The following is a 22609-nucleotide window of genomic DNA, read 5'->3' as shown; positions in this document are numbered from 1 at the left end:
GTCAGCCCCGCGCCTCGTCCATCAGGCGGCGCATCTCGCGGATGGCCGGGTCGAGGCCCAGGAAGATCGCCTCGCCGATCAGGAAATGGCCGATATTCAGCTCCATCACCTCGGGAAAGGCCGCGACGGGCTGCACCGTGTCGTAGGTCAGGCCGTGACCGGCATGGACTTCAAGGCCCAGGGAATGGGCGAAGGCGGCCATCTCGCCCAGGCGCTCAAGCTCCTTGTCGCGCTCGTCGAAGCGGCCCTCGGCGTGGAAATCGCAATAGGCGCCGGTATGCAGTTCGATCACCTGGGCGCCAATGCGATGCGCGGCCTCGATCTGGGGACGGTCGGCGGCGATGAAGATCGACACACGGCAGCCGGCTTCGCGCAGGGGAGCGATGAAATGCGCCAGCTTGTTCTCTTCCCGGGCGACTTCCAACCCGCCCTCGGTGGTGCGCTCCTCGCGCTTTTCCGGGACGATGCAGACGGCATGCGGGCGGTGACGCAGGGCAATCGCCTGCATTTCATCCGTCGCGGCCATTTCGAAGTTCAGCGGCAGGGTCAGCGTCTCCATCAGCCCCTCGATATCCGCGTCCGAGATATGGCGGCGATCCTCGCGCAGATGCGCGGTGATGCCGTCGGCGCCCGCGGCCTCGGCGATACGCGCCGCGCGCAGCGGGTCCGGATAGGCCGATCCACGAGCATTCCGCACCGTGGCCACATGGTCGATATTCACCCCGAGGCGCAGCTTGCCGTCGCTCATCCCCTAACCTTTCAGCTTTGCGAGCCGCGCTCCGCCTTGGCCCGCTTTGCCGCGTCGGCCTTGGCCCGGATCGCGGCGAGTTTCTTCTTCAGGGCCCCGCGCCGACGCGCTTGGTAGGCCCGGATCAGCGGAACCGAGACGTAATACGCCACCAGCCCCGAGATGAGGCCGGGAATGATCCCGCCGATCATGTAGGGATAAAAGATGTCGTGGTAGAAAATGGCAAGCCCGGACCAGTCCGCATCCACATCCGTAAAGAGCGCGATCACGTTGTCCTTCAGATCCCGCGCGGCATGAAAGAAGATCCGGGCGAAGTTTTCCTCGTCCCCGTGTCGCCCAAGTGGCCGGTCCAGCAGGAAATACCCGGTCTGGATCGAGATCAGGCCGATGGGCACATAGGTCAGCGGGTTGCCCACGAAGGTGGCCAGCAGGGAGGCCAGGAAATTGCCGCGCAGGATGAAGGCCAGCAGGACCGCAGCAAAGAAATGCATCCCGTAGAACGGCGTGAAGACCACGAAGACACCGGCAAAAATGCCCCGGGCGATCTTTTCCGGCGTGTCGGGCAACCGCCGCATCCGGTGCTTGACGTAGTGGAATGCGCGGGTCCAGCCGCCACGCGGCCAGAAGAATTCGGCAACCATCTGCCAGAGAGGACGTCTATCCCGACGTTTGAAGACCAACGGTCTCTCCCATCTCTGCCGGGGCCGGTCCCTGGGACCGCGCCGCCGACGGGTTGCGATAGCGCGACAGGGCCGCCACGTCCGATTCCGCCTCCAGGGCAGAGGTGACGTTGTGCAGATGCTCCGCGTCGCGCAATTCCAGATCGACAAGTATCCTGAAGAAATCAGGTTTCTTATCGATGAACTTGAGATCGGAGATATTGGCCTTCTGCTCGCCGATCAATGTGCAAATTCGCCCCAGCACCCCTGCATCGTTGCCGATGGTCAGTTCAAGCGAAACGGTGTTCACAGGCGCATGTTTGCCGCCGTGCCAGTGCAGGTCCAGCCAGCGCTGTGGCTGGTCCTCGTATTCGCCCAGAACGGGACAGTCGATGGCATGCACGACGACGCCGCGGCCCCGCCAGGTGATGCCGACGATCCGTTCGCCCGGCAGCGGCTGACAACAGGCCGCGCGCTGCACGTCCTGGTCCGGTGGCAGGCCGATCACGGCGCGGTCGCGGCCGATTCCCTCGCCATCATCGGGCACCAGTTTCGGGTAGAGGACCTGCACGACCTCGGTCGCGCCCAGTTCGGCCGATCCCAGCCGCGCCAGCAGGTCGTCGCGATGCCCCAGGCGCATCTTCTCGGCGGCCTTGTCCAGGGCCTTGTCCGTCGCCTTCTTGCCGACATGGTCGAAGGCAGAGCGCGCCAGTTCCCGGCCCAGCCGGATAAAGCGTTCGCGGTCGACCTCGCGCAGGGCGCGGCGGATGGCGGACTTGGCCTTGCCGGTGGTGGCGATGTCCAGCCAGGTGGCCTGCGGTTCCTGCCCCTCGGCGGTGATGATTTCGACCGACTGGCCGTTCTTCACCCGCGTCCACAGCGGCACCCGCATCCCGTCGATCTTGGCCCCGACACAGGCCGACCCGATCCGGGTGTGGATCGCATAGGCAAAGTCGATCGGCGTCGCCCCCTTGGGCAGCTTCACCACGTCGCCCTTGGGCGTGAAGCAGAACACCTTGTCCGAATACATCTCGAGCTTGACGGCCTCGAGGAAATCCTCGTGGTCATCCTCGCCCTGGAACTGTTCCGACAGGGTGGTGATCCAGCGGGCGGGATCGACGGCAAAGGGGTTCTCGGCCGGCTGGCCGTCGCGATAGGACCAGTGCGCCGCAACGCCGGATTCCGCGACCTCGTGCATCTGGCGGGTGCGGATCTGCACCTCGACGCGCTTGCCGTCACGACCCGACACGGTGGTGTGGATCGAACGATACCCGTTGGATTTCGGCTGGCTGATGTAGTCCTTGAACCGCCCCGGCACGGACCGCCAGCGGCGATGGATCGCCCCCAGCACGCGATAGCAATCGTCCTCGGAGCCCACGATGATGCGGAAACCGTAGATGTCGGACAGGCGGGAAAACCCCTGGTCCTTTTCCTGCATCTTGCGCCAGATCGAATAGGGGCGCTTGGCCCGGCCCAGCACCTCGCCCTCGATCCCGGCCTTCTTCAGCTCAAGCCGCATGTCACCGGTGATCCGCTCGATCACGTCGCCCGCCTCGGCCTGAAGGGTCAGGTAGCGGCGCATGATCGACTGCCGCCCATCGGGGTTGAGCACCTTGAAGGCCAGGTCCTCAAGCTCCTCCCGCATCCACTGCATCCCCATGCGACCGGCGAGCGGCGCGAAGATGTCCATGGTCTCGCGGGCCTTCTGGACCTGCTTTTCCTGCCGCATCGACCGGATCGTGCGCATGTTGTGCAAACGGTCGGCGAGCTTCACCAGCAGCACCCGCAGGTCGCGGGACATCGCCATGAAGAGCTTGCGGAAATTCTCGGCCTGCTTGGTCTCGGTCGAGGACAGCTGCAGGTTGGTCAGCTTGGTGACGCCGTTGACCAGTTCGGCGATCTCGCTGCCGAACCGTTCGGTCACGATCTGGTAGGACGCCTTGGTGTCCTCGATCGTGTCATGCAGCAGGGCCGTGACGATGGTGGCATCGTCCAGGTTCTGCTGTGCCAGGATCGAGGCGACCTCGACCGGATGGGTGAAATAGGGTTCGCCGGACTTGCGGAACTGACCCTCGTGCATCTCCATGCCAAAGGCATAGGCGTCGCGGATCAGCGCCTCGTTCGACCTTGGGTTATAGGCGCGGACAAGGGTGACAAGATCGTCGGCAGGCTTGATCTCCAATTGTCACGCCTTTCCGCCGTCAGGGTCAGCCTTGGCCCTGCGCCTCCATCAATGCGCGAAGCAGTTTCTCTTCGCTCATGTCGTCTTCGGCGGGCTTGTCGGCGGTTTCGCCGCCACCCATCAGAAGCGCCATGCTGTCCTCTTCGGGTTCGTCGACCTCGATCTGGGACTGGTTGGCTTCGATCAGGCGTTCGCGCAGCTCGTCGGCGGACTGAGTCTCTTCGGCGATTTCGCGCAGGGACACGACCGGGTTCTTGTCATTGTCGCGGTCGACAGTGATCGCACCGCCAGCCGAGATCTCGCGCGCCCGGTGGGCGGCCAGCATCACGAGCTCGAAACGGTTCGGTACTTTGTCAACGCAATCTTCAACGGTCACACGGGCCATGGAGCACTCCGGTCTGGTCGGGGGTGAAGTCGTGTCTTACGACTCTGATAGGTTATTGACAACCCGGATCTTCCTGCAAAACCACGGACTGGCGGTCTTCCGCGGACAATTCGGCGCAGAATTCAGCGATTGTCCGATTTAGCACAGGGTGACGCCAAAGAGGATCGACTTCCATCAACGGGACAAGAACGAAAGCCCGGTCTTGCAACCTTGGATGGGGCAGAATCAACCGATCCGGGACCGCCTCGCGCTGCTCGTCCAGCGACATCTCGTACCAATGCCGCCAGGTGGCCGTGTCCGGCGTGACCAGTTCCCCCGCGGCGATCAGGTCCAGATCGATCGGACGCGCCGCCCACCTTTCATGACGCTCGCGCCCAAGGGATGCCTCAACTTCATGTAATCCCGACAGAAATTCCTCCGGCGACAGATCGCTTTCGACCTTCAGCGCGCCGTTCAGGAAATCCGGGCCTGATCCCGGCGGAAATGCCGGGTTGCGGAAAAGCGGCGATTGCGCGGTGATTCGCCCCAGCTTCGCCGCGATGGCCACAACTGCTGATTGCAGACTTCCGCCGACGGTTTTGCCCCTGGTAGGAAGATTTCCACCTATGGCAACCAAGTAACTTTGGGTCATAAAGCCTTCACACTATTCTTAAGAACAGGTTCGCATTCTTGATACACTCACAGATTGCGCATATCCTCTGTACCCATTGCGTCCAAGCCAATTTCACTCTCACTCATTGGACGCGATCACTTCGGAAGGGTTCTTTATGTTTTACAAAGACGAACGGCTGGCGCTGTTCATCGATGGATCGAATCTCTACGCCGCTGCAAAGGCACTGGGCTTCGATATCGACTACAAGTTGTTGCGCCAGGAGTTTATGCGTCGCGGTAAGTTGTTACGTGCGTTTTACTACACTGCTCTGCTGGAGAACGACGAGTATTCGCCGATCCGGCCGCTCGTGGACTGGTTGCATTACAACGGGTTCTCGATGGTCACGAAACCGGCCAAGGAATACACCGACAGCCAAGGCCGTCGGAAAGTCAAAGGCAACATGGATATCGAACTGACCGTGGACGCGATGGAACTCGCGCCCCGCGTCGATCATATCGTGCTGTTCTCCGGCGATGGCGACTTCCGGCCCCTGGTCGAAAGCCTCCAGCGTCAGGGCGTCCGTGTGTCTGTCGTCTCGACCATCCGCAGCCAGCCTCCCATGATCGCTGATGAGCTTCGCCGCCAGGCGGACAACTTCATCGAACTGGAAGACCTGCGCGATGTCATCGGACGACCGCCGCGCGACAATGCCGAGGAAACGCCCCGGCAACGTGCAATGGCCAACGACGACTAAACGAAAAAACAGAAAGGCGCCGGATGATCCGGCGCCTTTCTTCCTTTCGGCCCCTTCCACCCGATGCCTCCCTCAGCACCGGGGCAGTCTTCATGACCTCAGGGAATAAAGCCCGTATCCCGCCAGCATCAGCACCACGCCTGAAACGATCGTCCGGATCGTGTTGAAGACCTGCCAACGCGGGGAATACGCGGCCCATATGCGCGCGGCCTCCTCCGTCGTTTCGGGTACGGTGACCAGCGCCAGCGCCTCGTTCATCGGCACGTTGACCATGATCGTCAGCCCCATGCCGCCCACCAGGTAGAGCACCCCGCCCAGCCCCATCGCCCAACCGGCCCGCCCGGCGCCGGCCCGCGCCGCCAGCACACCCGCCAGCAGCAGCACCGGCCCTGTGCCGAAAAAGGCCGGGGCAAAGACCGCGTTGCGCACACTGGCGTTCATCGCCTGCATCGCGGCGATGGCCACACGGGGGTCGGCCGCGTCCAACCCCCACATCGTCGAACAGATCCAGGCATAGAAGAAGCCAAAGATCCCCCCTGCCAGCAAGAGCCCTGCAAACGCGACCGGCAGGACCAGCCCCAACCCGTCGCGCCGCGTCACCATGACTTGGTCGTGATACATGTCTTTTCTCCAAAACCGTAATTCAAGTTACGCCTTGTCATTTCCGTAACCGTAATTACGGTTACTGTCAATCCGGAGGATCCGATGAAAGACGACAAACGCGCCGCCCGCGCGGCCGAAATCGAAAAGGCCGCCTACCTGATCCTTGACGCAAAGGGGTACGAGGGCCTGTCGATGCAGGCCGTCGCCCGTGCGGCCAAGGCGTCGAACGAAACGCTCTACCGCTGGTACGGCGACAAGATCGGACTGTTCCGGGCGCTGATCCTGCGCAACACCGAAACCGTCGGCGCGGCGCTGGCCCGGCACAAGGGCGCTGATCCCCTGGACACGCTGGCACAGGTCGGCCCGGTCCTGCTGACCATGCTGCTGGGCGACCGCGCCGTCGCCCTGAACCGTGCCGCCGCCGCCGATGCGACCGGCCAGCTGGGCCAGGCCCTGGCCGAGGCCGGGCGCGGCACCGTCGCCCCCTGGATCGAGGCGGTGATGACCCGCGCCATGGCACAGGGCCAGCTGGGCCCCGGCGACCCCGCCACCATGGCCGCGCTCTATTTCGACCTGCTGATCGGCGACAGCCAGATCCGCCGCGTCATCGGCACCCTGCCCGCGCCCGACGCCGCCGTGATCGACCACCGCGCCGCCCGCGCGCTCGATCACCTGACCCGCCTGCACCCGGCGCAGCCCTGATCGCGGCGATCAAATCCCCTCGACCCCTTTGAAGCCGCCTGCCGGAACCGCTACATAGGCGGTGACAAAGGAGCCCCGGATGACCCAGCCCCCCCTTACCCTCTACCTCGCCGCGCCGCGCGGCTTCTGCGCGGGCGTCGACCGGGCGATCAAGATCGTCGAAATGGCGCTGCAGAAATGGGGCGCCCCGGTCTATGTCCGGCATGAAATCGTGCACAACAAGTTCGTCGTCGACAGCCTGCGCGACCAGGGCGCCGTCTTTGTCGAGGAGCTGGACGAATGCCCCGATGACCGCCCGGTGATCTTTTCGGCCCATGGCGTGCCCAAGGCCGTGCCCGCCGCCGCCGAGAAACGCGAAATGATCTATGTCGATGCCACCTGCCCGCTGGTCTCCAAGGTGCATATCGAGGCCGAACGCCACGCCGAAAACGGCCTCCAGATCGTGATGATCGGTCATGCCGGCCACCCCGAAACCATCGGCACGATGGGCCAGTTGCCCGAGGGCGAGGTCCTGCTGGTGGAAACCGAAGCCGATGTCGCCACGCTGGATGTCCGCGATCCGAACGCGCTGGCCTTCGTCACCCAGACCACCCTGTCGGTCGATGACACCAAGGGGATCGTCGCCGCGCTTCAGGCCCGCTTCCCCGCCATCATCGGCCCCCACAAGGAAGACATCTGCTACGCCACCACCAACCGGCAGGCGGCGGTCAAGGCGATGGCCGGCAAGATCGACGCGATGCTCGTCGTCGGCGCGCCGAATTCCTCCAATTCCCGCCGGCTGGTCGAGGTCGCGGCGAACAATGGCTGCGCCTATGCCCAGCTGGTGCAACGCGCCACCGATATCGACTGGCGCGCGCTTGAGGGCATCCGCTCCATCGGCATCACCGCCGGCGCCTCCGCCCCCGAGGTCCTGGTGAACGAGGTGATCGACGCGCTCCGCGCCCGCTACGACGTGACGATGGAAACCGTGGAAACGGCGCAGGAAAACGTGGAGTTCAAGGTGCCCCGCGTGCTGCGCGTCCCGGCATGAGTGTCGGCATGGGTCTCGGCGGCATCCCCCGCGCGCCCCTGGCTCTGGGGCTGGCCGGCCTTCTGCCTTTCCTTGCGGGCGCGGCCAACAGCCTGGGCCTGACCGCCGGGCTGAGCTTTCCCGAACCGCCGCACCCTTTCTCGATCCTCGGCGAAGGACCGGCGCTGCTGATCGCCTACGCCACGGTGATCCTGTCTTTCATGTCCGGCATCCTCTGGGGCTTTGCGACCCGCTCGACTCGGCCCGCCTTCTACGTGCTCTCGGTGGTGCCCGCGCTCTGGGCCTTCTTCACCCTCGGCGATCCGCAGGATCAGCTCCTCCGCTTCATGGTCGGGTTCCTAATGCTGTCCCTCGTCGAACAGCTCTATATAAAGGCCGGGCTGACCCCCGATTGGTGGCAGCCGCTGCGCGCCACGCTGACCATCGTGGTGCTGATCTGTCTCTATTGCGGGACATTCGCCGCCACTGCGGCATGAATGCCGACGCCCGCACCATCGCCGTCTATGACACGGCCGCCCGACGCTACCGGGATCGTGGCACCGCCCGGTGGGAGGTCGAGGCGCTCGATGCCTTCCTCGCCCGGCTGCCGCCCAATGGATACGTGCTCGACCTGGGCTGCGGGCCCGGCCACCACGCCGCGCATATCGCCGCCTCGGGCCGCCGGGTCGATCCGGTCGATGCCTCGGACGGCATGGTGGAGCTCGCCCGCCAGCGCGGCCTGCCCGCCCGGCAGGCCCGGTTCGACCAGATCACCGGACAGGCGCTCTATGATGGTGTCTGGGCCAATTTCACCCTGCTTCATGCGCCCCGTGGCGACGTCCCGGGCCACCTCTCCCGCCTGCACGCGGCGCTCAAGCCCGGCGGCGTGATCCATGTCGGCTTCAAGGTCGGCAGCGGCGAAGGGCGCGACAGCCTCGACCGGTTCTACACCTGGTGGGAGGTCGACCAGATGCACGCAGCCCTTGCAGAGGCCGGCTTCATCGTGGATGAGGACATCCGGCGCGGCAAAAGCACGGGGCTCGACAGCAGCCCCTTCGGCTGGGCGCTGATGACCGCGACACGAAAGGACGACACGTGACGGATTACTTCGCCTTCACCGACGGCGCATGTTCAGGCAATCCCGGACCGGGGGGCTGGGGCGTCCTGCTGCAGGCCAAGAACGGCGACACGGTGCTCAAGGAACGTGACCTCAAGGGCGGAGAGGCTGAGACCACCAACAACCGGATGGAGCTTCTGGCGGCGATCAACGCGCTTGAATCCCTCGGCCGCCCGACCCCGATCACGGTCGTCACCGACAGCGCCTACGTCAAGAACGGCGTGACCGGCTGGATCCACGGCTGGAAACGCAATGGCTGGAAAACCGCGGCTAAGAAGCCGGTGAAGAATGCCGATCTGTGGCAACGACTCGACGCGGCGCAGGCCCGCCACCAGGTCACCTGGCAATGGGTCAAGGGCCATGCGGGCCACCCGGAAAACGAGCGCGCCGACGAACTGGCCCGCGCCGGCATGGCGCCGTTCAAGTAAACGCGCCGGAATGGCACAATTCAAATAACTGCGCCAGCATGGCACCCTTCAAGTAACCACGCCGATCCGCCGGGCGCGCGCCCCTGCTTCATCTTGCCGGAAATACTCCCGCCGGAGGCGCAGCTTTCAGCTCGCGCAAGCCTCCAGGCGATGCGGTCACTTCTGTCCGTATTTCTGCCACAGCCAGATCAGAAGTACGGCCCCAAGCACCGCGCCCACCAGGCCGCCCAGCATCCCCATGAAGGCCAGCGCCGCGCGCAGGACCAGCCCGCCGATCAGCGCCCCGCCCATGCCGATGGCGATGGTCACGGGGATCGAGGCCTCGACCTTCATCATCCGCGTCGCCAGGAATCCTGCCGCGGCCCCCACGATCAGCAACCAGATCACACCCATAGCCAGCCCTTCCGTGAAACAGCTCTATTTCCTGCGGTAATGCGTCGGCACGATCAGCAACGCACCCAGCGATGACAGGATTGCGTCGATGCCCGGAGAAAACAACCGGATCCCGAACATGATGCGGACGAAATAGAACAGGAAAGCGCCACCGATGCAGATGATGATCGAGGGCACGTAGCCGTTCCGGGTAAAGCCAGACCGCTCGCTCGCATAGCCGACGATGCCCGCGATCACCACCGTGCCGATCAATTGTGGAAACATGTCCGCCCCTTACAGCTGGGTTCCCGCCGGCACCTTGTTGCCACGCAGGAAGTCCTCGGCATCCTGCGCCCCCTTGCCCGCGCGTTGCAACCGCAAAAGCCGGACCGCGCCCTGGCCGCAGGCGACGCCCAGGGCATCGTCCAGAACCGTGCCGGGCGCGCCCGCGCCCTCGGCCAGGCGCGAGGCCAGCAGCTTGACCCGGCTGCCGTCGATCTCACACCAGGCGCCGGGAAAGGGCGACAGGCCACGGATCTGGCGGTCGACCTCTTCGGCCGGGCGGGTCCAGTCGATCCGCGCCTCCGCCTTGTCGATCTTGGAGGCATAGGTCACCCCCTCTTCGGGCTGCACCTCGGGGGTCAGGCTGTCGATCCGCTCCAGCGCCTCGACGATCAGCCGCGCGCCCATCTGCGACAGGCGGTCATGCAATTGGGCGGTGGTCTCTTCCGCGCCGATGGCTGTGGCCTCGCGCAGCAGCACCGGCCCGGTATCCAGCCCCGCCTCCATCTGCATGATGCAGATGCCGGTTTCCGCATCGCCGGCCATGATGGCGCGATGAATCGGGGCCGCGCCGCGCCAGCGCGGCAGCAGGCTGGCATGGATGTTCAGGCAGCCGCGCTCCGGCGCGTCCAGAACGGCCTGCGGCAGGATCAGCCCATAGGCTACGACCACCGCGATCTCGGCGTTCAGCGCGGCAAATTCCGCCTGCGTCGCCTCGCCTTTCAGGCTGACCGGATGGCGGACCTCCAGGCCCAGTTGCTCGGCCCTGGCATGGACCGGGGTGGGGCGGTCCTTCTTGCCGCGCCCGGCGGGCCGGGGCGGCTGGCAATAGACGCAGGCGATCTCGTGACCGGCCGCCACCAGCGCCTCAAGCACCGGGACAGAGAAATCCGGGGTTCCCATGAATACGACGCGCATGATGATCTCCTGCCTTGGCCTTTGCCCGTGTCCTTAGCAGATTGCGGCGCGGGGGACAGCGCCCCTCACACCGCCTTGCGGGCCTTCCGCAGCAGCATGTCGCGCTTCATCTTGCTCAGCCGGTCGAAATACATCCGTCCCGCGAGGTGGTCGATCTGGTGCTGCACGCTGGTCGCCCACAACCCGACGAAATCCCGTTCCTCGACCTCGCCCTCGGCATTCAGGAACCGCACCGTCACCGCGCGGGGCCGCGTAACCTTGGCCGAGACACCGGGCAGGCAGGGCGAGGCCTCCTCGTGATCGCGCGGTTCGATACTGGCATGAAGCACCTCCGGGTTGGCCATCAGCACGGCCTTGCCCCGCTCGTTGGAGGCATCGACGACCGCCAGTCGCTGCATCACGCCGATCTGCACGGCGGCCAGGCCCACGCCCGGCATCGCCTCCATCGTGTCGACCATGTCGGTCCAGATGGCGCGGATATCGTCGGTTATGACATCGACGTCGATGGCCGGAGTCTTCAGGCGCTTGTCGGGCCAGCGCAGGATCGGGCGGACGCTCACCGCAGCGCCTCGTAATCGGCTTCCAATGCGCCGCGCGCCGCCATCGGCACCCGGTCGAAGATCACCTTGCCATCGAGGTGGTCGTATTCGTGCTGGGCACAAACCGCGGCAAAGCCCGTCAGCTCGGCCTCCTGCGCGACCCAGTCGGCATCGAACCAGCGCATCCGCACCCGCGCCGGCCGCTGGACCGAGGCCGCAACGCCGGGAATGGACAGGCAGGCCTCCTCATGGGTGGCCTGCTTTTCGGACGAGGACAGGATCTCGGGATTGATGCAGGCGACGGGATCGGCCGGGCCGTCCTTCCAGGTGACATCCATCACGAAGATGCGCTGCAGGATACCCACCTGCGGCCCCGCCAGCCCACGGCCCGGCGCGGCATACATCGTGTCGAACATGTCCTGAACCAGCGCGCGGACATCCTGGCCCTCGGGCACAGGGTCACAAATCCGGGTCAGCCGCGGGTCGGGCCATTGCAGGATCGGCAGGACCGCCATGGCTCAGGCCCTCGCCCGTTCGCGTTTAAGCTTCTGCATCTTGCGGGTGATCATCTGGCGTTTCATCGGGCTCAGGTAGTCGATGAACAGCTTGCCATCCAGGTGGTCGATCTCGTGCTGCACGCAGGTCGACCACAGCCCGTCAAAGGTCTCTTCCTTCGGGTTCCCGTCGCGGTCCATCCAGGTCACCGTGACCTCGGCGGGGCGCTCGACCTCGGCATATTGCTCGGGGATCGACAGGCAGCCTTCCTCATATACGCTGCGTTCATCCGAGGCCGCTATTACCTTGGGATTGAACATGATCAGCGGACGGGGCGTTTCATTCTCTTCCTTCACGCAATCCAGCACGATCAGCCGGTTCATCAGGCCGATCTGCGGCCCGGCCAGGCCGATGCCGGGGGCGTCATACATGGTTTCCAGCATGTCATCCGCAGTCTGGCGCAGGGCATCGGTCAGATCCTCGACGGGATCGACCACCTTCTTCAGGCGCGGATCGGGGTGGATGAGAATGGGGCGTTTCATGCGCTTGATGTAAGCGATGCCGCGCCGCCGCGCAATTCCCCCCGCTTACTCTCTCGAAATGCATACCCGCTTGCGCGGCGGGGTGTCTTGCACCCGCTGCCGGACGCGTTAGCTGTAAGGGCGCACAGATGAAGAAGACGACCATGACCCGACCCGATTTTGACGAGATCATTGAACGCCGCGGCACCCATTCCGCCAAGTGGGACAAGATGGAGGCGTTCTCCGGCGTCTCCCCCGATGACGGCCTGCCCATGTGGGTGGCCGACATGGATTTCCGCCCGCCCCATTCCGTGACCCAGGCCGTGCGCGACTATGTCGATCACGGCGTCTTCGGTTATTTCGGCGATGATGATGCCTATCTCGACTCGATCACCTGGTGGATGCGCACCCGCCACGGGTGGGAGGTCGATCCCGGTCACATCTTCTCCACCCACGGGCTGGTCAACGGCGCCGGGCTCTGCATCGACGCCTTCTCAGACCCGGGCGATGCGGTGGTGATGTTCACGCCGATCTACCACGCCTTCTTCCGCGTCATCCACGGCGGCGGCCGCAAGGTCACGGAACTTCCGATGGTCCGCAACGGCGCGCGGTACGAGCTCGATTTCGACGCCTATGACGGGATGATGACCGGGAAAGAGAAGATCCTGCTGCTCTGCTCCCCGCACAACCCCGGCGGCCGCGTCTGGACCCGGACGGAACTGGAACAGATGCTGGCCTTCGCCCAGCGTCACGACCTGATCATCGTCTCGGACGAAATTCACCACGACCTGATCCTGCCGGGACAGAAACACATCCCCATGGCCCTGATCGACGGCGCAGCGGACCGGCTGGTGATGATGACCGCCTCCACCAAGACGTTCAACCTGGCGGGCATGCATACCGGCAACGTCATCATCTCCGACCCCGACCTGCGCCGCCTGTTCGAGGCGCGGATGGGCGCGCTCGGCATTTCGCCCAACGCCTTTGCCAAGCACATGGTCCCCGCCGCCTATTCCCCCGAAGGTGCCGACTGGGTCGATGCACTGATGGACTACATCGCCGGCAATTGCCGGGTCTTCGACGAAGGCATCAACGCGATCCCCGGCGTCACCTCCATGCCGCTCGAAGGCACCTACCTGGCCTGGGTCGATTTCACCGATACCGGCATGGCCGCGACAGAGGTCGAGCGGCGCATCCTGAAGGATGCCAAGATCGCGGTGAACCACGGCTCCGTCTTCGGACTGGGCGGTGATGCGTATCAGCGCTTCAACCTCGCCACGCCACGCTCCCGCGTGACCGAGGCGGTGGACCGGATGCAGAAGGCCTTCGCCGACCTGCAATAGGTCAGGATCCCACCACGTCTTGGCCAAGGGTCATCCCAGCAGGACGGCGATGACCCCGGCCACCGACAGCACGGACCCGACGATCCCGCCCAGCCCCATCGACCGGTCGCCATGGATCACCCGGTTCAGCGCAATGGTGATCAGCGGATAGGTCGCGACCAGCGGCGCGACCTCCACCACCTCGCCCCGCTCCAGCGCGATGTAGAGCAGCAGAAGCGCCATGCCATTGGCCACGCCCAGGAGCGCGAACCAGGCGATCCCCGCGCCCGCCCCCTCGGGCAGGCGCTGGCGCGACCCGATCCGCACCGCCCAGACCACCAGCGACGACACCCCGTAGGCCACCAGCGCCGCGGCAAAGGCCGACGGCCAGAAGCCCAGCCCGATCTTGATCACCGGCTGCACCAGCCCGCGAAAGAACGCGCCCGCCAGAGGCAGCGCCAGGATCAGCAGCGACCCGGTGGGAAAGCGCCGCGCCCGGTCCAGCGCCAGCATCACCAGCCCGCCACAGATCGCCGCGACGCCCAGCCATTGCAGCACGCTCGGCACTTCGCCCAGGATCACCACGGCCAGCCCGATGGCAAAGACCGGGGTCAGGTTGCCCAGTCCCCCGGTCAGGTTCGGCCCGATCGCCCGGTTGCTGACGAAATTCAACAGCGACACGACCGCCGGATAGACCGCTCCGGCCGCTGCAAAGATTGCCAGCGCGCGCCAGTCAAAGCCCGACGGGTCCACGGTGAAGGGCGACAACACGAGAAACAGCAGGAAGGCCGAGGGCACGCTGAACGTGACCCCGACCAGCGGCGGAAGGGTCCGCAGCCCGAAAGTGGTCAGAACCAGGCCCAGGGCGAAACACACCGCCGAGGTCATGGAAATCGCGAACAGCCAAAAATCCAAGGAATGCCTCCCGTCCTGCCGGCACAGTAGCGAGGCAACCCGCGGGCGCCACTGCATTCTGACGGCGGCACCAGGACCGGCCCGTGTCAGGGGCTCTGCCCCTTGCGCCCAAAGCTGCGCTTTGCGCGCTACCCCGGAGTATTTCCGGCAAGATGAAGCAGGGGACCAGCGCCTTTATTCATCTGGCCAGCAAGTATCCCGGGAGGTTTGGAGGGCAGAGCCCTCCGAGGCCCTTGCGGCCCGAGCAAAATCAAATCGAATGCGCCGCAGGCGCGCCTTTTGGCGAAAGATCGGGGCGGAAAACGGACCCTGAAAAAAAAGAGACCCGGGCACAAAGGCCCGGGCAAGTCCAACAGGGAGGTACATGTCAAACCCGGACATGCGCGGGATAGTTCCATCTGGAACGTATTCAAATAATACCACAAGGAGGCTGCTCTAATAAGGCGGGATTTCCTTACCTTGAATCTCCTCAAAGTTGTGGCAATTATGCCACCAGGCGATATCCCCCGCTCTCCGTCACCAGCAGGCGGGCGTTGGAAGGGTCGGGTTCGATCTTCTGGCGCAGGCGATAGATATGGGTTTCCAGCGTGTGGGTCGTGACCCCCGCATTGTAGCCCCAGACCTCGTGCAGCAACGTGTCACGCGCCACCACGCCATCGGTCGACCGGTAGAGGAATTTCAGGATGTTGGTTTCCTTCTCCGTCAGGCGGATCTTCTTCTCATCCTCGGTCACCAGCAGCTTCATGCTCGGGCGAAAGGAATAGGGTCCCAGCTGGAACACCGCGTCCTCGCTCTGCTCGTGCTGGCGCAGCTGGGCGCGGATACGGGCCAGCAGTACCGGGAACTTGAACGGCTTGGGCACGTAATCGTTGGCGCCCGCATCGAGGCCCAGGATCGTGTCGGCATCACTGTCATGGCCGGTCAGCATCAGGATCGGGGCCTTCACCCCCTGTTTCCGCATCAGGCGACAGACCTCGCGGCCATCGGTGTCGGGCAGGCCCACATCGAGGATCACCAGGTCAAACAGGCCCTCTTTCGTCTTCTGCATTGCGCAGCTGCCGCTGCCCGCCTCGAAGACGTCGAAATCCTCGGTCATCACCAATTGCTCGCTCAGCGCCTCGCGCAGGTCGTCATCGTCATCGACCAGCAGGATACGTTTCAACTGTGGCATCGTCGGCCCTCCTTCTTGCGGCATTTCGCCGGTTGGGGAACAGATGCGTCCGCCCCTGGCCTCCGACAAGAATTGCTACCATTCTTTCACGCGCTCGTGTCCATTCCCCCGGTTTTGTTTCAACTTTCGCATTCACCGACGTAAAAGGGGGCCACGTTTGGAAGGAAAGCCCATGTCCCTGACCCCCGACGCCAATGAACAGCTGGCCCGCGCCCGGGCCGATCTGCGTATCGGATTGCCCGTGGTTCTGCGCGACGGCGCGCGGCAATTGCTCTGCCTCGCCGTGGAAACCCTGTCGCCCGAGCGGATGGCCGCGCTGGCCGTTCTCGGCGGCACGCCGCACCTGGTCATCACGTCGCGCCGGGCCGAAACACTGAAGGCGCGCGCCTATGACGGGGACCTGGCCCGGATCGTGCTGCCGCGCGATGCGGACCTGACATGGCTCAACGCCGTGGCCGATCCCGCCGACGACCTGCGCGCCCCGATGAAGGGCCCGTTCAATGCCCTGCGCGACGGCCCGGCCGATCTGGATCGCCTGGCCCTTCGCATCCTGAAATCGGCGCGCCTGCTGCCTGCCGCGCTGGTCCTGCCCGTTGCCACCGCGCCCGAGGGTCTGACCGTGCTGAACGCCCAGCCCACGCGCCATGTGCTGGACACCTCCAGCCCGCTGCATCCCGTAATCTCGGCCCGGGTGCCGCTGGCCGCCGCCGAAAATTCGCGGCTGCATGTCTTTCGCCCCGAAGATGGCGGGGAAGAGCATTACGCGATCGAGATCGGCCGCCCGCCCCGCGACGCACCCGTGCTGGCGCGGCTGCATTCGGCCTGTTTCACCGGCGACCTGCTGGGGTCTCTGAAATGCGATTGCGGTCCGCAGCTGCGCGGCGCCCTGGCCCAGATGGGGGCAGAGGGCGCGGGCGTGCTGCTCTACCTCAACCAGGAGGGGCGCGGCATCGGCCTTGCCAACAAGATGCGCGCCTATTCCCTCCAGGATCAGGGCTTCGACACGGTCGAGGCGAACCACCGCCTGGGCTTCGAGGACGACGAGCGCGATTTCCGCCTCGGCGCCGCGTTGTTGCAGAAGATGGGGTTCAGCTCGGCCCGGCTGCTGACCAACAACCCCGCCAAGATCGCGATGATGGAACGCGCCGGCATCGCCGTGACCGAACGTGTGCCTCTGAAGGTCGGGGAAAACCCGCATAATGCCCATTACTTGGCGACCAAGGCCGCGAAATCGGGGCACCTGCTGTGATCCGCTGGACCCGCCAGGGCGTGCTGGCCTTTGGCCGCCGCCTGCCCTGCACCATCGGCCGCGGCGGGCTGAGCGAGGACAAGCGCGAGGGCGACGGCGCCACGCCGCGCGGGCTGCACCACGTCACCGGCTGCCTCTACCGGCCCGACCGCGTCTCCGCGCCTGCGCCCTGGGCGCTGCCGATCCTGCCGGGGATGCTGTGGTCCGATGCGTCCGGCGATGCGCGTTACAATCAGATGGTGCTTGCCCCCTACGCGCCCAGCCACGAGGTGCTGCGCCGCGCCGATCCGCTCTATGACATCGTGTTGCTGACCGACTGGAACTGGCCGCTGGCCGAAACCGGGCGGGGCTCCGCGATCTTCCTGCATCAATGGCGCCGCCCCGGCTATCCGACCGAAGGGTGCCTGGCTTTCGCGCGCCCCGATATCCGCTGGCTGGCGGAACGCGCCGCCCCGGGCACGCCGATCCTGATCTGATCCCGATCCGGGAGCCGGCCTGCCACGGGGCCGCGACATCACCCGCCGATGCGACCCGAAACCGGGCGGATCGGCTTCGGCGCCCCTCGATTCGCAAGGTAGGCCGGACGGGCCTTGGGCGCGGCAAAGGGCGACCGGATCGCGTTCGACACCGCGTTGTAGACGAAGAAGGCGTTCGACCGCGGATCCGGGGTGATGTTCCCGTTCGACCCGTGCAGCGTGTTGCAATCGAAGAAGATCACCGTGCCCGCAGGCCCCGCCACGTGATCCACGCCCGCCTTCGCGGCCAGTTCCGTCAGGATGTCCGGAGACGGCACGCCGACCTCCTGCCGCTTCAGGCTGGTTTCGTGGTTCGCCTCGGGGGTTTCCCCGGCGGTGCAGACGAACACGCCCTGCGATCCGGGGATCAGCATCAGCGGCCCGTTCAGCGACGAATTGTCGGTCAGCAGAAGCGAGGCGGACACGGCCCGCGCCCGCGGCATGCCGTCCTCCGCATGCCAGGTCTCGAAATCCGAATGCCAGTAGAACTCTTTCCCGGTGAAGCCCGGCTTGTAATTCAGGCGGCTCTGGTGAAGGTACACGTCATCCCCCAGAAGAAAGGATGCGACCCCGGCCATCCTCTCGTCACGGGATACGCGGTCGAAAAGCGCCGAATGCTCATCGAGACGGAAGATCGTGCGCACCGCATCCGACTCGGGCTCGGTCACCAGGTCTTCGGCCCGGATCGCCTGGCCATGGTCGCGCAGGTCCTGGCTGGCCTCGATCATCGCGCTGATCTCATCCGCACCAAAGATGTCGCGGCGCACCAGGTAGCCCTTGTCGCGGTAATGCTCGGCATCGTCGCGGCTGATCGGCGCGTCTTCGCTCCAATCGGACCACAGCACCGGGTCGGGCCGGTCGATCACGGCTTCGCCATCGGGCAGTCGCGTCGGGTACAGGTCAGCGTCAGCCACAGGGATACGTGGACTGTGAACGTTCATGACGTCCTCCTCTTGTCTTTGAATATACTAGTTTTTTCGACCCGTCCTCATGGGCCGACCGCACAACACGGGGCCCCGCAGACAGGTTCCCAAGACAGCAATGACAGCGCTAACAGGCCCCGCCGAATCGCACGTTCACAGCCCGGCGCGACATTGCCGCCCGCGCCGATCCAGGCTTCATCTTGCCAGAAATACTCCCGCCGGAGGCGACGCTTTCAAGCGCTCCGCCGGGGCCATGCACGGAGGGCGGGCCGGGTCAGTCCCGCGCGCCGAAAATGGCCGATCCGACCCGCACGTGAGTCGCTCCAAGCGCCACGGCCTGTTCGAAATCGCCCGACATGCCCATGGACAGGCCCGCCAGCCCGTTGCGCTCGGCGATCTTGGCCAGCAGGGCGAAATGCAACGACGGGGTCTCCTCGACCGGGGGAATGCACATCAGCCCCTTCAGCGGCAGGCCCAGCTCGCGCACCTGCGCGACAAAGGCATCCGCGTCGCCGGGCAGGATCCCGGCCTTCTGCGGCTCTTCCCCGGTATTCACCTGGATGAACAGGTCGGGGCAGGACCCGATCTCGTCGGCGATCCGGGCGATGGTGGTGGCGATCTTGGGCCGGTCCACGGAATGGATCGCATCGGCCAGTTCCATCGCCTGGCGCACCTTGTTGCTTTGCAGCGGTCCGATGATGTGCAGGTCGATGCCGTCGAACTCTTCGCGGAAGCCGGGCCATTTGCCGGCGGCCTCCTGTACCCGGTTCTCGCCGAACACGCGGTGCCCCTCTTCCAGGACAGCGCGCACGCGGTCGTCGGGCTGCATCTTGGACACGGCGATCAGCGTCACGTCGGACGGGTCGCGCCCCGCCTCTTCCGCGGCCTTGGTGATACGGGTGGTGATCTCATGCAGGGACATGTCCCTTCATTTCCACGTTCCGCGGCGGAGATCCAGAATCGAAATGGGGCCCCGCAAGAAATGAGGGCCCCGAAACGGAAATGGGCAGGTCCGAAGACCTGCCCATCCACAATCCGATCTAAGTGTAGAACTTAGAAGGAGAATGCGACGCCCATGGAGGCGATTTTGTTGGTGCCGGACTGGCGCTCGCCGTACTGAGCGAAAACCGATGCGCCGCCGCCCAGATCGTAGGTACCCATCAGGTTCCACATCTCGGTGTTTGCAACGCCGGAGTCGCCGTACATGGCTGCGATCATCACGCCGTTGGCGGAGTAGCCAGCGGAGATGTTCCAGGTGTCGTTGAACGGAGCACCGGTGGTGCCGTCTGCGTAGCCTGCGCCAACCGAGAATGCGCCAAATGCTGCGCGACCGGAGATACCCCAGTACTCGTTGTTCGGGCCTGCCTGGTTTTCGTAAGCTGCACCAACGGTGACGTTAGCTGCGCCCAGGTCGCCGGTGTACTTGACGCCGATGCCGGTGGACTGGTCGAGGCCAGCGTAGGACAGCGATGCGGTGACGCCGCCAGCAGCGTACTCGAAGCGAGCGATGTTGCCGCCATCGTTGTTGTCGATGAAGCTGTCCATGGTCCAGTTTTCGTAGCCGATGCCGGCGATACGATGAACTTCGGTCATGGAGCGGTCAAACGCGCCATCGGTGTTGCCGAAGGTGAAGGACAGTGCGCCAGCGGAAGCAGCGAACACGGTGGTCGGTGCAACAGCAACGGATTTGGCGTAGTTGTTGTTGCCCAGGATGGCGTTACCGCTGGAGAACGCGGAAACTGCGCCGCCCATGCCTTCCATTTCGACGGTGGCCGACAGGGACACGCCGCCGTCGGTTTCGGTCGAACCGGTGAAGTACAGGTCGAAGTTGTTGATCAGGTTGGTGACGGCCGGAGCTGCACCAGCTTTGGTGTGGATGACACCGAAGCCGGCACGACCGGAAACGGACACGTCAGCAGCAGCGACGCCTGCGGTGGCAACCAGTGCCGTCGTCGCGAAGAGAATCTTTTTCATAGGTTTTCCCTCGATTTCACAAGTCAGCCCAGCCCGGTTGCCCGTCTGGGTATGAAAGTCGTTTCGCTCTTTTGGGGGTCTCTTTGCAAGGGTCGCAGACCCCCGGTCGAGTTTCGACCAACAAATGGTGCAGCTTTGCCACAGTTTCGCCAGCTTGCTGTTTCCAGCTCCGGCACCCGCGGGCTTCGCGTAAATTTCACCATAGCGCGCAACGCCTGTAATACAGAGCGGAAAAGCCCGCCGGGCCGCGACTTTCCCCGATAAATCTTGTGCAAAGGGTAAGGCTTGATTAGGAACGGCTGAGATCGACGCAATTGGAACCGACATGATGACTCTCAAGGCCCCTGTACGGATCGCACTCCTGCTCGTCTCGATTCTGGCGCTTGCGGATTGCGGCAGATTCGGCGGTTTCCAGGGCACCGCGCCCGGCACCTCTGCCGAAATCACCGACAAGCGCCTGCGCGAGGAACGTGGCCGGACCGGCACCACCCTGTGGGAAGCCCTGATGCGTCGCGACGATGGCCGCAAGGTCGGCGTGAACCGCTACCTGTGGAACGCGTCGCTGCAGACGCTCGACTTCCTGCCGATCCAGTCCGTCGATCCCTTCACCGGCGTCATCATCACCGGCTACGGCACGCCCCCGGGCGGCGGTCGCGCCTATCGCGCCACCGTGCTGATCAACGATCCCGCGCTGGACGCCCGGTCACTGAACGTGTCGTTGCAGACCCGCGGTGGCCGCGCCGTCGCCGCCGGCACCCAGCGCGCCGTCGAAGACGCGATCCTGACCCGCGCGCGTCAGCTGCGCTCCGCGGACCGGAACTTCTGATCCGATAACACCCTGATTTAACAGGTCTTCGTGAAATCCTACGCGTCAGGGATGCCCTCAGGCGGGCATCTCTGAAAGCGCCTGCATCCATTCCAGCTGCTTCGGCAGGCAATGCGATCGCAGGTCGTAGGTCTCCACCATCAGCTCCCGTGCGGTCTTGCCAAGGCGCGCCCGCGCGGCCTCGTCCTCCAGCAGCTCGATCGCTTGGTCGACCATCGCGTCCCCGTCGAAGAAATCGACCAGCCGGGCATTGTGGTCATGTTCCAGCGCTTCCTGCACCGGCAGGGTCGAGGAGGCCACGATCGCCGCCTCGCAGGACATCGCCTCGAACAGCGACCAGCTCAGCACGAAGGGGTAGGTCAGGTAGAGGTGGACGCGGGACACCTGCAACAGCGACACGAAGCTGTCATAGGGAATCCGCCCGAGGAAATGAACCCGTGCCCAATCCTCGTCGGGGATCTGGTCGCGCACCTCGTCGATGTAGATCTGTTTCCACGTCTTGCCCTGCGGCGGCCGCGCGCCATAGCTGACCGAGTCGCCGCCGACCACCAGCACCTGCGCATTGGGCCGCTCCCGCAACAGGCGCGGCAGCGCCCGCATGAAGATGTGGTAGCCGCGATAGGGTTCGAGGTTGCGGTTCACGAACGTCACCACCTCGTCATCGCGGGTCAGCACCCGGCCGTCTTCCAGTTTGTAGGTCGCGCCTTCGTTCTTGGTCAGCGCCTGGGTATCGATTCCATCGTGAATCACGCTGATCTTGTCGCGGAACACGTCCGGAAAGGTATCGGCCTGGAATTTCGTCGGGCTCAGGCCCGCATGGGCGATGTCGAAATGCAAATGGTTGTTGATGTTCTTCAACCGGATGCGCAGCGGGTCCATCTCTGCGTCACGCGGTGGGAATTCAGGGTCGAAGGTCAGATGCGGGTATTCGCTCAGGTGATACAGCTCGCAATACAGCCCCATCCGCGCCTCGGGCCAGACATCGCGCAGGAACATCGCCTCGCCCCAGCCGTGATGGGCGATGATCAGGTCGGGCTTGTAGCCCTGGTCGCGCATCTTGCGCGCCGCGACATAGCAGGATTCGGCCCGCGTCACCTTGCTGTCCAGATCCAGCAGCCAGGGATGCATCTTCTGTTCCGTCTTGCGCAGGATGCCGTAGGGGACCACGTCGACACCCTTCCAGTTCACGCGCTCCTTCACGCGCAGGGTCAGGGCCGTGACCCGGTGTCCCTGGCCCGCCAGAACGGCTGCCAGATGTTTGAATTGCCCGGGAAAATTCTGATGAATGAATAGAATGTTCATGCCTGCAGCCCTAAGAAATTTTCGGCACCTTACACAGGCAGGCCGGTCCCGAAAAGGACACCTTTACCGCAAAGCACTGGACCCTCGGGCGCGGCGCGCATATCAC

General features: G+C 64.7%; 28 protein-coding genes. 10 read left to right on the top strand and 18 right to left on the bottom strand.

The window, feature by feature from the left end; all coding sequences use genetic code 11:
• Position 1: 1 nt before the first annotated feature.
• The 5 genes from ATO9_RS00800 to folK are packed head-to-tail and all read right to left on the bottom strand — an operon-like array spanning position 2 to position 4605.
• Positions 2 to 748, bottom strand: a complete 747-nt coding sequence (locus ATO9_RS00800; RefSeq protein WP_043743782.1) for a pyridoxine 5'-phosphate synthase — start codon at positions 746 to 748, stop codon at positions 2 to 4.
• An 11-nt stretch (positions 749 to 759) separates the two neighbouring features.
• Positions 760 to 1428, bottom strand: a complete 669-nt coding sequence (locus tag ATO9_RS00795; RefSeq protein WP_043743779.1) for a DUF2062 domain-containing protein — start codon at positions 1426 to 1428, stop codon at positions 760 to 762.
• A complete protein-coding gene (locus ATO9_RS00790) occupies positions 1406 to 3583 on the bottom strand; it encodes a RelA/SpoT family protein (protein WP_043745388.1) in 2178 nt (725 codons plus the stop codon). Before ATO9_RS00790 ends, ATO9_RS00795 begins: the two co-directional genes overlap by 23 nt.
• Before the next feature lie 31 nt (positions 3584 to 3614).
• Positions 3615 to 3974, bottom strand: a complete 360-nt coding sequence (gene rpoZ / locus ATO9_RS00785) for a DNA-directed RNA polymerase subunit omega (RefSeq protein WP_043743776.1) — start codon at positions 3972 to 3974, stop codon at positions 3615 to 3617.
• A gap of 52 nt (positions 3975 to 4026) precedes the next feature.
• A complete protein-coding gene (folK, locus tag ATO9_RS00780) occupies positions 4027 to 4605 on the bottom strand; it encodes a 2-amino-4-hydroxy-6-hydroxymethyldihydropteridine diphosphokinase (protein WP_043743773.1) in 579 nt (192 codons plus the stop codon).
• A gap of 136 nt (positions 4606 to 4741) precedes the next feature.
• On the opposite strand from folK, the gene ATO9_RS00775 reads away from it, so the two are divergent.
• Complete coding sequence (locus ATO9_RS00775; RefSeq protein ID WP_043743770.1) at positions 4742 to 5320, top strand: LabA-like NYN domain-containing protein; 579 nt, start codon at positions 4742 to 4744, stop codon at positions 5318 to 5320.
• 90 nt (positions 5321 to 5410) lie between these two features.
• Here ATO9_RS00775 and ATO9_RS00770 read toward each other — a convergent pair whose 3' ends face one another.
• Positions 5411 to 5941 (bottom strand): anthrone oxygenase family protein, encoded by a 531-nt coding sequence (locus tag ATO9_RS00770; RefSeq protein WP_238318644.1) that lies wholly within the window; start codon positions 5939 to 5941, stop codon positions 5411 to 5413.
• 84 nt (positions 5942 to 6025) lie between these two features.
• Between ATO9_RS00770 and ATO9_RS00765 the strand changes: the two genes are divergently transcribed.
• From ATO9_RS00765 to rnhA, 5 genes are all read left to right on the top strand, one after another.
• Positions 6026 to 6625 carry a TetR/AcrR family transcriptional regulator gene (locus tag ATO9_RS00765; RefSeq protein WP_043743769.1) on the top strand — a complete coding sequence of 200 codons (600 nt, stop codon included), beginning with the start codon at positions 6026 to 6028 and terminating at the stop codon, positions 6623 to 6625.
• A gap of 79 nt (positions 6626 to 6704) precedes the next feature.
• On the top strand, positions 6705 to 7655 hold the full coding sequence (gene ispH, locus ATO9_RS00760) for a 4-hydroxy-3-methylbut-2-enyl diphosphate reductase (protein WP_043743768.1): 951 nt from the start codon (positions 6705 to 6707) through the stop codon (positions 7653 to 7655).
• Positions 7656 to 7663: 8 nt separating this feature from the next.
• Positions 7664 to 8131, top strand: a complete 468-nt coding sequence (locus ATO9_RS00755) for a DUF3429 domain-containing protein (protein WP_043743765.1) — start codon at positions 7664 to 7666, stop codon at positions 8129 to 8131.
• Positions 8128 to 8733: a class I SAM-dependent DNA methyltransferase gene (locus tag ATO9_RS00750; RefSeq protein WP_043743762.1), complete on the top strand. Its 606-nt coding sequence runs from the start codon at positions 8128 to 8130 to the stop codon at positions 8731 to 8733. Before ATO9_RS00755 ends, ATO9_RS00750 begins: the two co-directional genes overlap by 4 nt.
• Positions 8730 to 9179 carry a ribonuclease HI gene (gene rnhA, locus ATO9_RS00745; protein WP_043743760.1) on the top strand — a complete coding sequence of 150 codons (450 nt, stop codon included), beginning with the start codon at positions 8730 to 8732 and terminating at the stop codon, positions 9177 to 9179. Before ATO9_RS00750 ends, rnhA begins: the two co-directional genes overlap by 4 nt.
• Positions 9180 to 9335: 156 nt before the next feature.
• Here rnhA and ATO9_RS00740 read toward each other — a convergent pair whose 3' ends face one another.
• From ATO9_RS00740 to def (ATO9_RS00715), 6 genes are all read right to left on the bottom strand, one after another.
• Positions 9336 to 9572, bottom strand: coding sequence for a GlsB/YeaQ/YmgE family stress response membrane protein (locus ATO9_RS00740; RefSeq protein WP_043743758.1), 237 nt, complete (start codon positions 9570 to 9572; stop codon positions 9336 to 9338).
• 24 nt (positions 9573 to 9596) lie between these two features.
• The gene (locus ATO9_RS00735) at positions 9597 to 9836 is read right to left on the bottom strand and encodes a hypothetical protein (protein ID WP_043743755.1); all 240 of its coding nucleotides are present in this window, start codon (positions 9834 to 9836) and stop codon (positions 9597 to 9599) included.
• Positions 9837 to 9845: 9 nt separating this feature from the next.
• Positions 9846 to 10751 (bottom strand): methionyl-tRNA formyltransferase, encoded by a 906-nt coding sequence (gene fmt, locus ATO9_RS00730; protein ID WP_043743752.1) that lies wholly within the window; start codon positions 10749 to 10751, stop codon positions 9846 to 9848.
• A 65-nt stretch (positions 10752 to 10816) separates the two neighbouring features.
• Complete coding sequence (gene def / locus ATO9_RS00725) at positions 10817 to 11311, bottom strand: peptide deformylase (RefSeq protein ID WP_043743750.1); 495 nt, start codon at positions 11309 to 11311, stop codon at positions 10817 to 10819.
• Positions 11308 to 11805 (bottom strand): peptide deformylase, encoded by a 498-nt coding sequence (def, locus tag ATO9_RS00720; RefSeq protein ID WP_043743748.1) that lies wholly within the window; start codon positions 11803 to 11805, stop codon positions 11308 to 11310. Before def (ATO9_RS00720) ends, def (ATO9_RS00725) begins: the two co-directional genes overlap by 4 nt.
• 3 nt (positions 11806 to 11808) lie before the next feature.
• Positions 11809 to 12327, bottom strand: a complete 519-nt coding sequence (gene def, locus ATO9_RS00715; RefSeq protein WP_043743746.1) for a peptide deformylase — start codon at positions 12325 to 12327, stop codon at positions 11809 to 11811.
• A gap of 143 nt (positions 12328 to 12470) precedes the next feature.
• Here def (ATO9_RS00715) and ATO9_RS00710 point away from each other — a divergent pair, with 143 nt between their 5' ends.
• A complete protein-coding gene (locus tag ATO9_RS00710) occupies positions 12471 to 13649 on the top strand; it encodes a MalY/PatB family protein (RefSeq protein WP_043745382.1) in 1179 nt (392 codons plus the stop codon).
• A 30-nt stretch (positions 13650 to 13679) separates the two neighbouring features.
• On the opposite strand, the gene ATO9_RS00705 is transcribed toward ATO9_RS00710, so the two are convergent.
• Entirely contained in the window at positions 13680 to 14543 is an 864-nt protein-coding gene (locus tag ATO9_RS00705) for an EamA family transporter (RefSeq protein ID WP_043743744.1), read from the bottom strand.
• 484 nt (positions 14544 to 15027) lie between these two features.
• Entirely contained in the window at positions 15028 to 15714 is a 687-nt protein-coding gene (locus ATO9_RS00700) for a response regulator transcription factor (RefSeq protein ID WP_043743742.1), read from the bottom strand.
• Positions 15715 to 15886: 172 nt separating this feature from the next.
• Between ATO9_RS00700 and ribA the strand changes: the two genes are divergently transcribed.
• Both ribA and ATO9_RS00690 read left to right on the top strand, forming a co-directional pair.
• Positions 15887 to 16963: a GTP cyclohydrolase II gene (ribA, locus tag ATO9_RS00695; RefSeq protein ID WP_043743739.1), complete on the top strand. Its 1077-nt coding sequence runs from the start codon at positions 15887 to 15889 to the stop codon at positions 16961 to 16963.
• Positions 16960 to 17439 carry a L,D-transpeptidase family protein gene (locus ATO9_RS00690; RefSeq protein WP_043743736.1) on the top strand — a complete coding sequence of 160 codons (480 nt, stop codon included), beginning with the start codon at positions 16960 to 16962 and terminating at the stop codon, positions 17437 to 17439. Before ribA ends, ATO9_RS00690 begins: the two co-directional genes overlap by 4 nt.
• 38 nt (positions 17440 to 17477) lie before the next feature.
• Here the strand turns inward: ATO9_RS00690 and thpD are convergent, their stop codons facing one another.
• The 3 genes from thpD to ATO9_RS00675 form a co-directional block, all read right to left on the bottom strand.
• A complete protein-coding gene (thpD, locus tag ATO9_RS00685; RefSeq protein ID WP_052418012.1) occupies positions 17478 to 18419 on the bottom strand; it encodes an ectoine hydroxylase in 942 nt (313 codons plus the stop codon).
• 256 nt (positions 18420 to 18675) lie between these two features.
• Positions 18676 to 19323 carry a YggS family pyridoxal phosphate-dependent enzyme gene (locus tag ATO9_RS00680; RefSeq protein ID WP_043743731.1) on the bottom strand — a complete coding sequence of 216 codons (648 nt, stop codon included), beginning with the start codon at positions 19321 to 19323 and terminating at the stop codon, positions 18676 to 18678.
• Between the two features lie 131 nt (positions 19324 to 19454).
• Complete coding sequence (locus ATO9_RS00675; RefSeq protein WP_043743730.1) at positions 19455 to 20375, bottom strand: porin; 921 nt, start codon at positions 20373 to 20375, stop codon at positions 19455 to 19457.
• A 328-nt stretch (positions 20376 to 20703) separates the two neighbouring features.
• On the opposite strand from ATO9_RS00675, the gene ATO9_RS00670 reads away from it, so the two are divergent.
• Positions 20704 to 21201, top strand: a complete 498-nt coding sequence (locus tag ATO9_RS00670; protein ID WP_043745380.1) for a DUF3576 domain-containing protein — start codon at positions 20704 to 20706, stop codon at positions 21199 to 21201.
• Positions 21202 to 21258: 57 nt separating this feature from the next.
• Here the strand turns inward: ATO9_RS00670 and ATO9_RS00665 are convergent, their stop codons facing one another.
• Positions 21259 to 22503, bottom strand: a complete 1245-nt coding sequence (locus tag ATO9_RS00665) for a glycosyltransferase (protein ID WP_043743728.1) — start codon at positions 22501 to 22503, stop codon at positions 21259 to 21261.
• Positions 22504 to 22609: the final 106 nt, after the last annotated feature.

The sequence above is a fragment of the Pseudooceanicola atlanticus genome (assembly GCF_000768315.1).
In the GTDB taxonomy this organism is placed as follows: Bacteria; Pseudomonadota; Alphaproteobacteria; order Rhodobacterales; family Rhodobacteraceae; genus Pseudooceanicola; species Pseudooceanicola atlanticus.
Note: the sequence above shows the minus strand (reverse complement) of the source record. Positions and strands in the feature narration are given on the sequence as shown.

Coding starts and splice junctions, on each gene's coding strand:
- ATO9_RS00800 (WP_043743782.1), bottom strand. CDS start 748: ATGAGCGACGGCAAGCTGCGCCTCGGGGTGAATATCGACCATGTGGCC.
- rpoZ (WP_043743776.1), bottom strand. CDS start 3,974: ATGGCCCGTGTGACCGTTGAAGATTGCGTTGACAAAGTACCGAACCGT.
- folK (WP_043743773.1), bottom strand. CDS start 4,605: ATGACCCAAAGTTACTTGGTTGCCATAGGTGGAAATCTTCCTACCAGG.
- ATO9_RS00775 (WP_043743770.1), top strand. CDS start 4,742: ATGTTTTACAAAGACGAACGGCTGGCGCTGTTCATCGATGGATCGAAT.
- ATO9_RS00770 (WP_238318644.1), bottom strand. CDS start 5,941: ATGTATCACGACCAAGTCATGGTGACGCGGCGCGACGGGTTGGGGCTG.
- ATO9_RS00765 (WP_043743769.1), top strand. CDS start 6,026: ATGAAAGACGACAAACGCGCCGCCCGCGCGGCCGAAATCGAAAAGGCC.
- ispH (WP_043743768.1), top strand. CDS start 6,705: ATGACCCAGCCCCCCCTTACCCTCTACCTCGCCGCGCCGCGCGGCTTC.
- ATO9_RS00755 (WP_043743765.1), top strand. CDS start 7,664: ATGGGTCTCGGCGGCATCCCCCGCGCGCCCCTGGCTCTGGGGCTGGCC.
- ATO9_RS00750 (WP_043743762.1), top strand. CDS start 8,128: ATGAATGCCGACGCCCGCACCATCGCCGTCTATGACACGGCCGCCCGA.
- ATO9_RS00740 (WP_043743758.1), bottom strand. CDS start 9,572: ATGGGTGTGATCTGGTTGCTGATCGTGGGGGCCGCGGCAGGATTCCTG.
- ATO9_RS00735 (WP_043743755.1), bottom strand. CDS start 9,836: ATGTTTCCACAATTGATCGGCACGGTGGTGATCGCGGGCATCGTCGGC.
- fmt (WP_043743752.1), bottom strand. CDS start 10,751: ATGCGCGTCGTATTCATGGGAACCCCGGATTTCTCTGTCCCGGTGCTT.
- def (WP_043743748.1), bottom strand. CDS start 11,805: ATGGCGGTCCTGCCGATCCTGCAATGGCCCGACCCGCGGCTGACCCGG.
- def (WP_043743746.1), bottom strand. CDS start 12,327: ATGAAACGCCCCATTCTCATCCACCCCGATCCGCGCCTGAAGAAGGTG.
- ATO9_RS00710 (WP_043745382.1), top strand. CDS start 12,471: ATGACCCGACCCGATTTTGACGAGATCATTGAACGCCGCGGCACCCAT.
- ATO9_RS00700 (WP_043743742.1), bottom strand. CDS start 15,714: ATGCCACAGTTGAAACGTATCCTGCTGGTCGATGACGATGACGACCTG.
- ribA (WP_043743739.1), top strand. CDS start 15,887: ATGTCCCTGACCCCCGACGCCAATGAACAGCTGGCCCGCGCCCGGGCC.
- thpD (WP_052418012.1), bottom strand. CDS start 18,419: ATGAACGTTCACAGTCCACGTATCCCTGTGGCTGACGCTGACCTGTAC.
- ATO9_RS00680 (WP_043743731.1), bottom strand. CDS start 19,323: ATGTCCCTGCATGAGATCACCACCCGTATCACCAAGGCCGCGGAAGAG.
- ATO9_RS00675 (WP_043743730.1), bottom strand. CDS start 20,375: ATGAAAAAGATTCTCTTCGCGACGACGGCACTGGTTGCCACCGCAGGC.
- ATO9_RS00670 (WP_043745380.1), top strand. CDS start 20,704: ATGACTCTCAAGGCCCCTGTACGGATCGCACTCCTGCTCGTCTCGATT.
- ATO9_RS00665 (WP_043743728.1), bottom strand. CDS start 22,503: ATGAACATTCTATTCATTCATCAGAATTTTCCCGGGCAATTCAAACAT.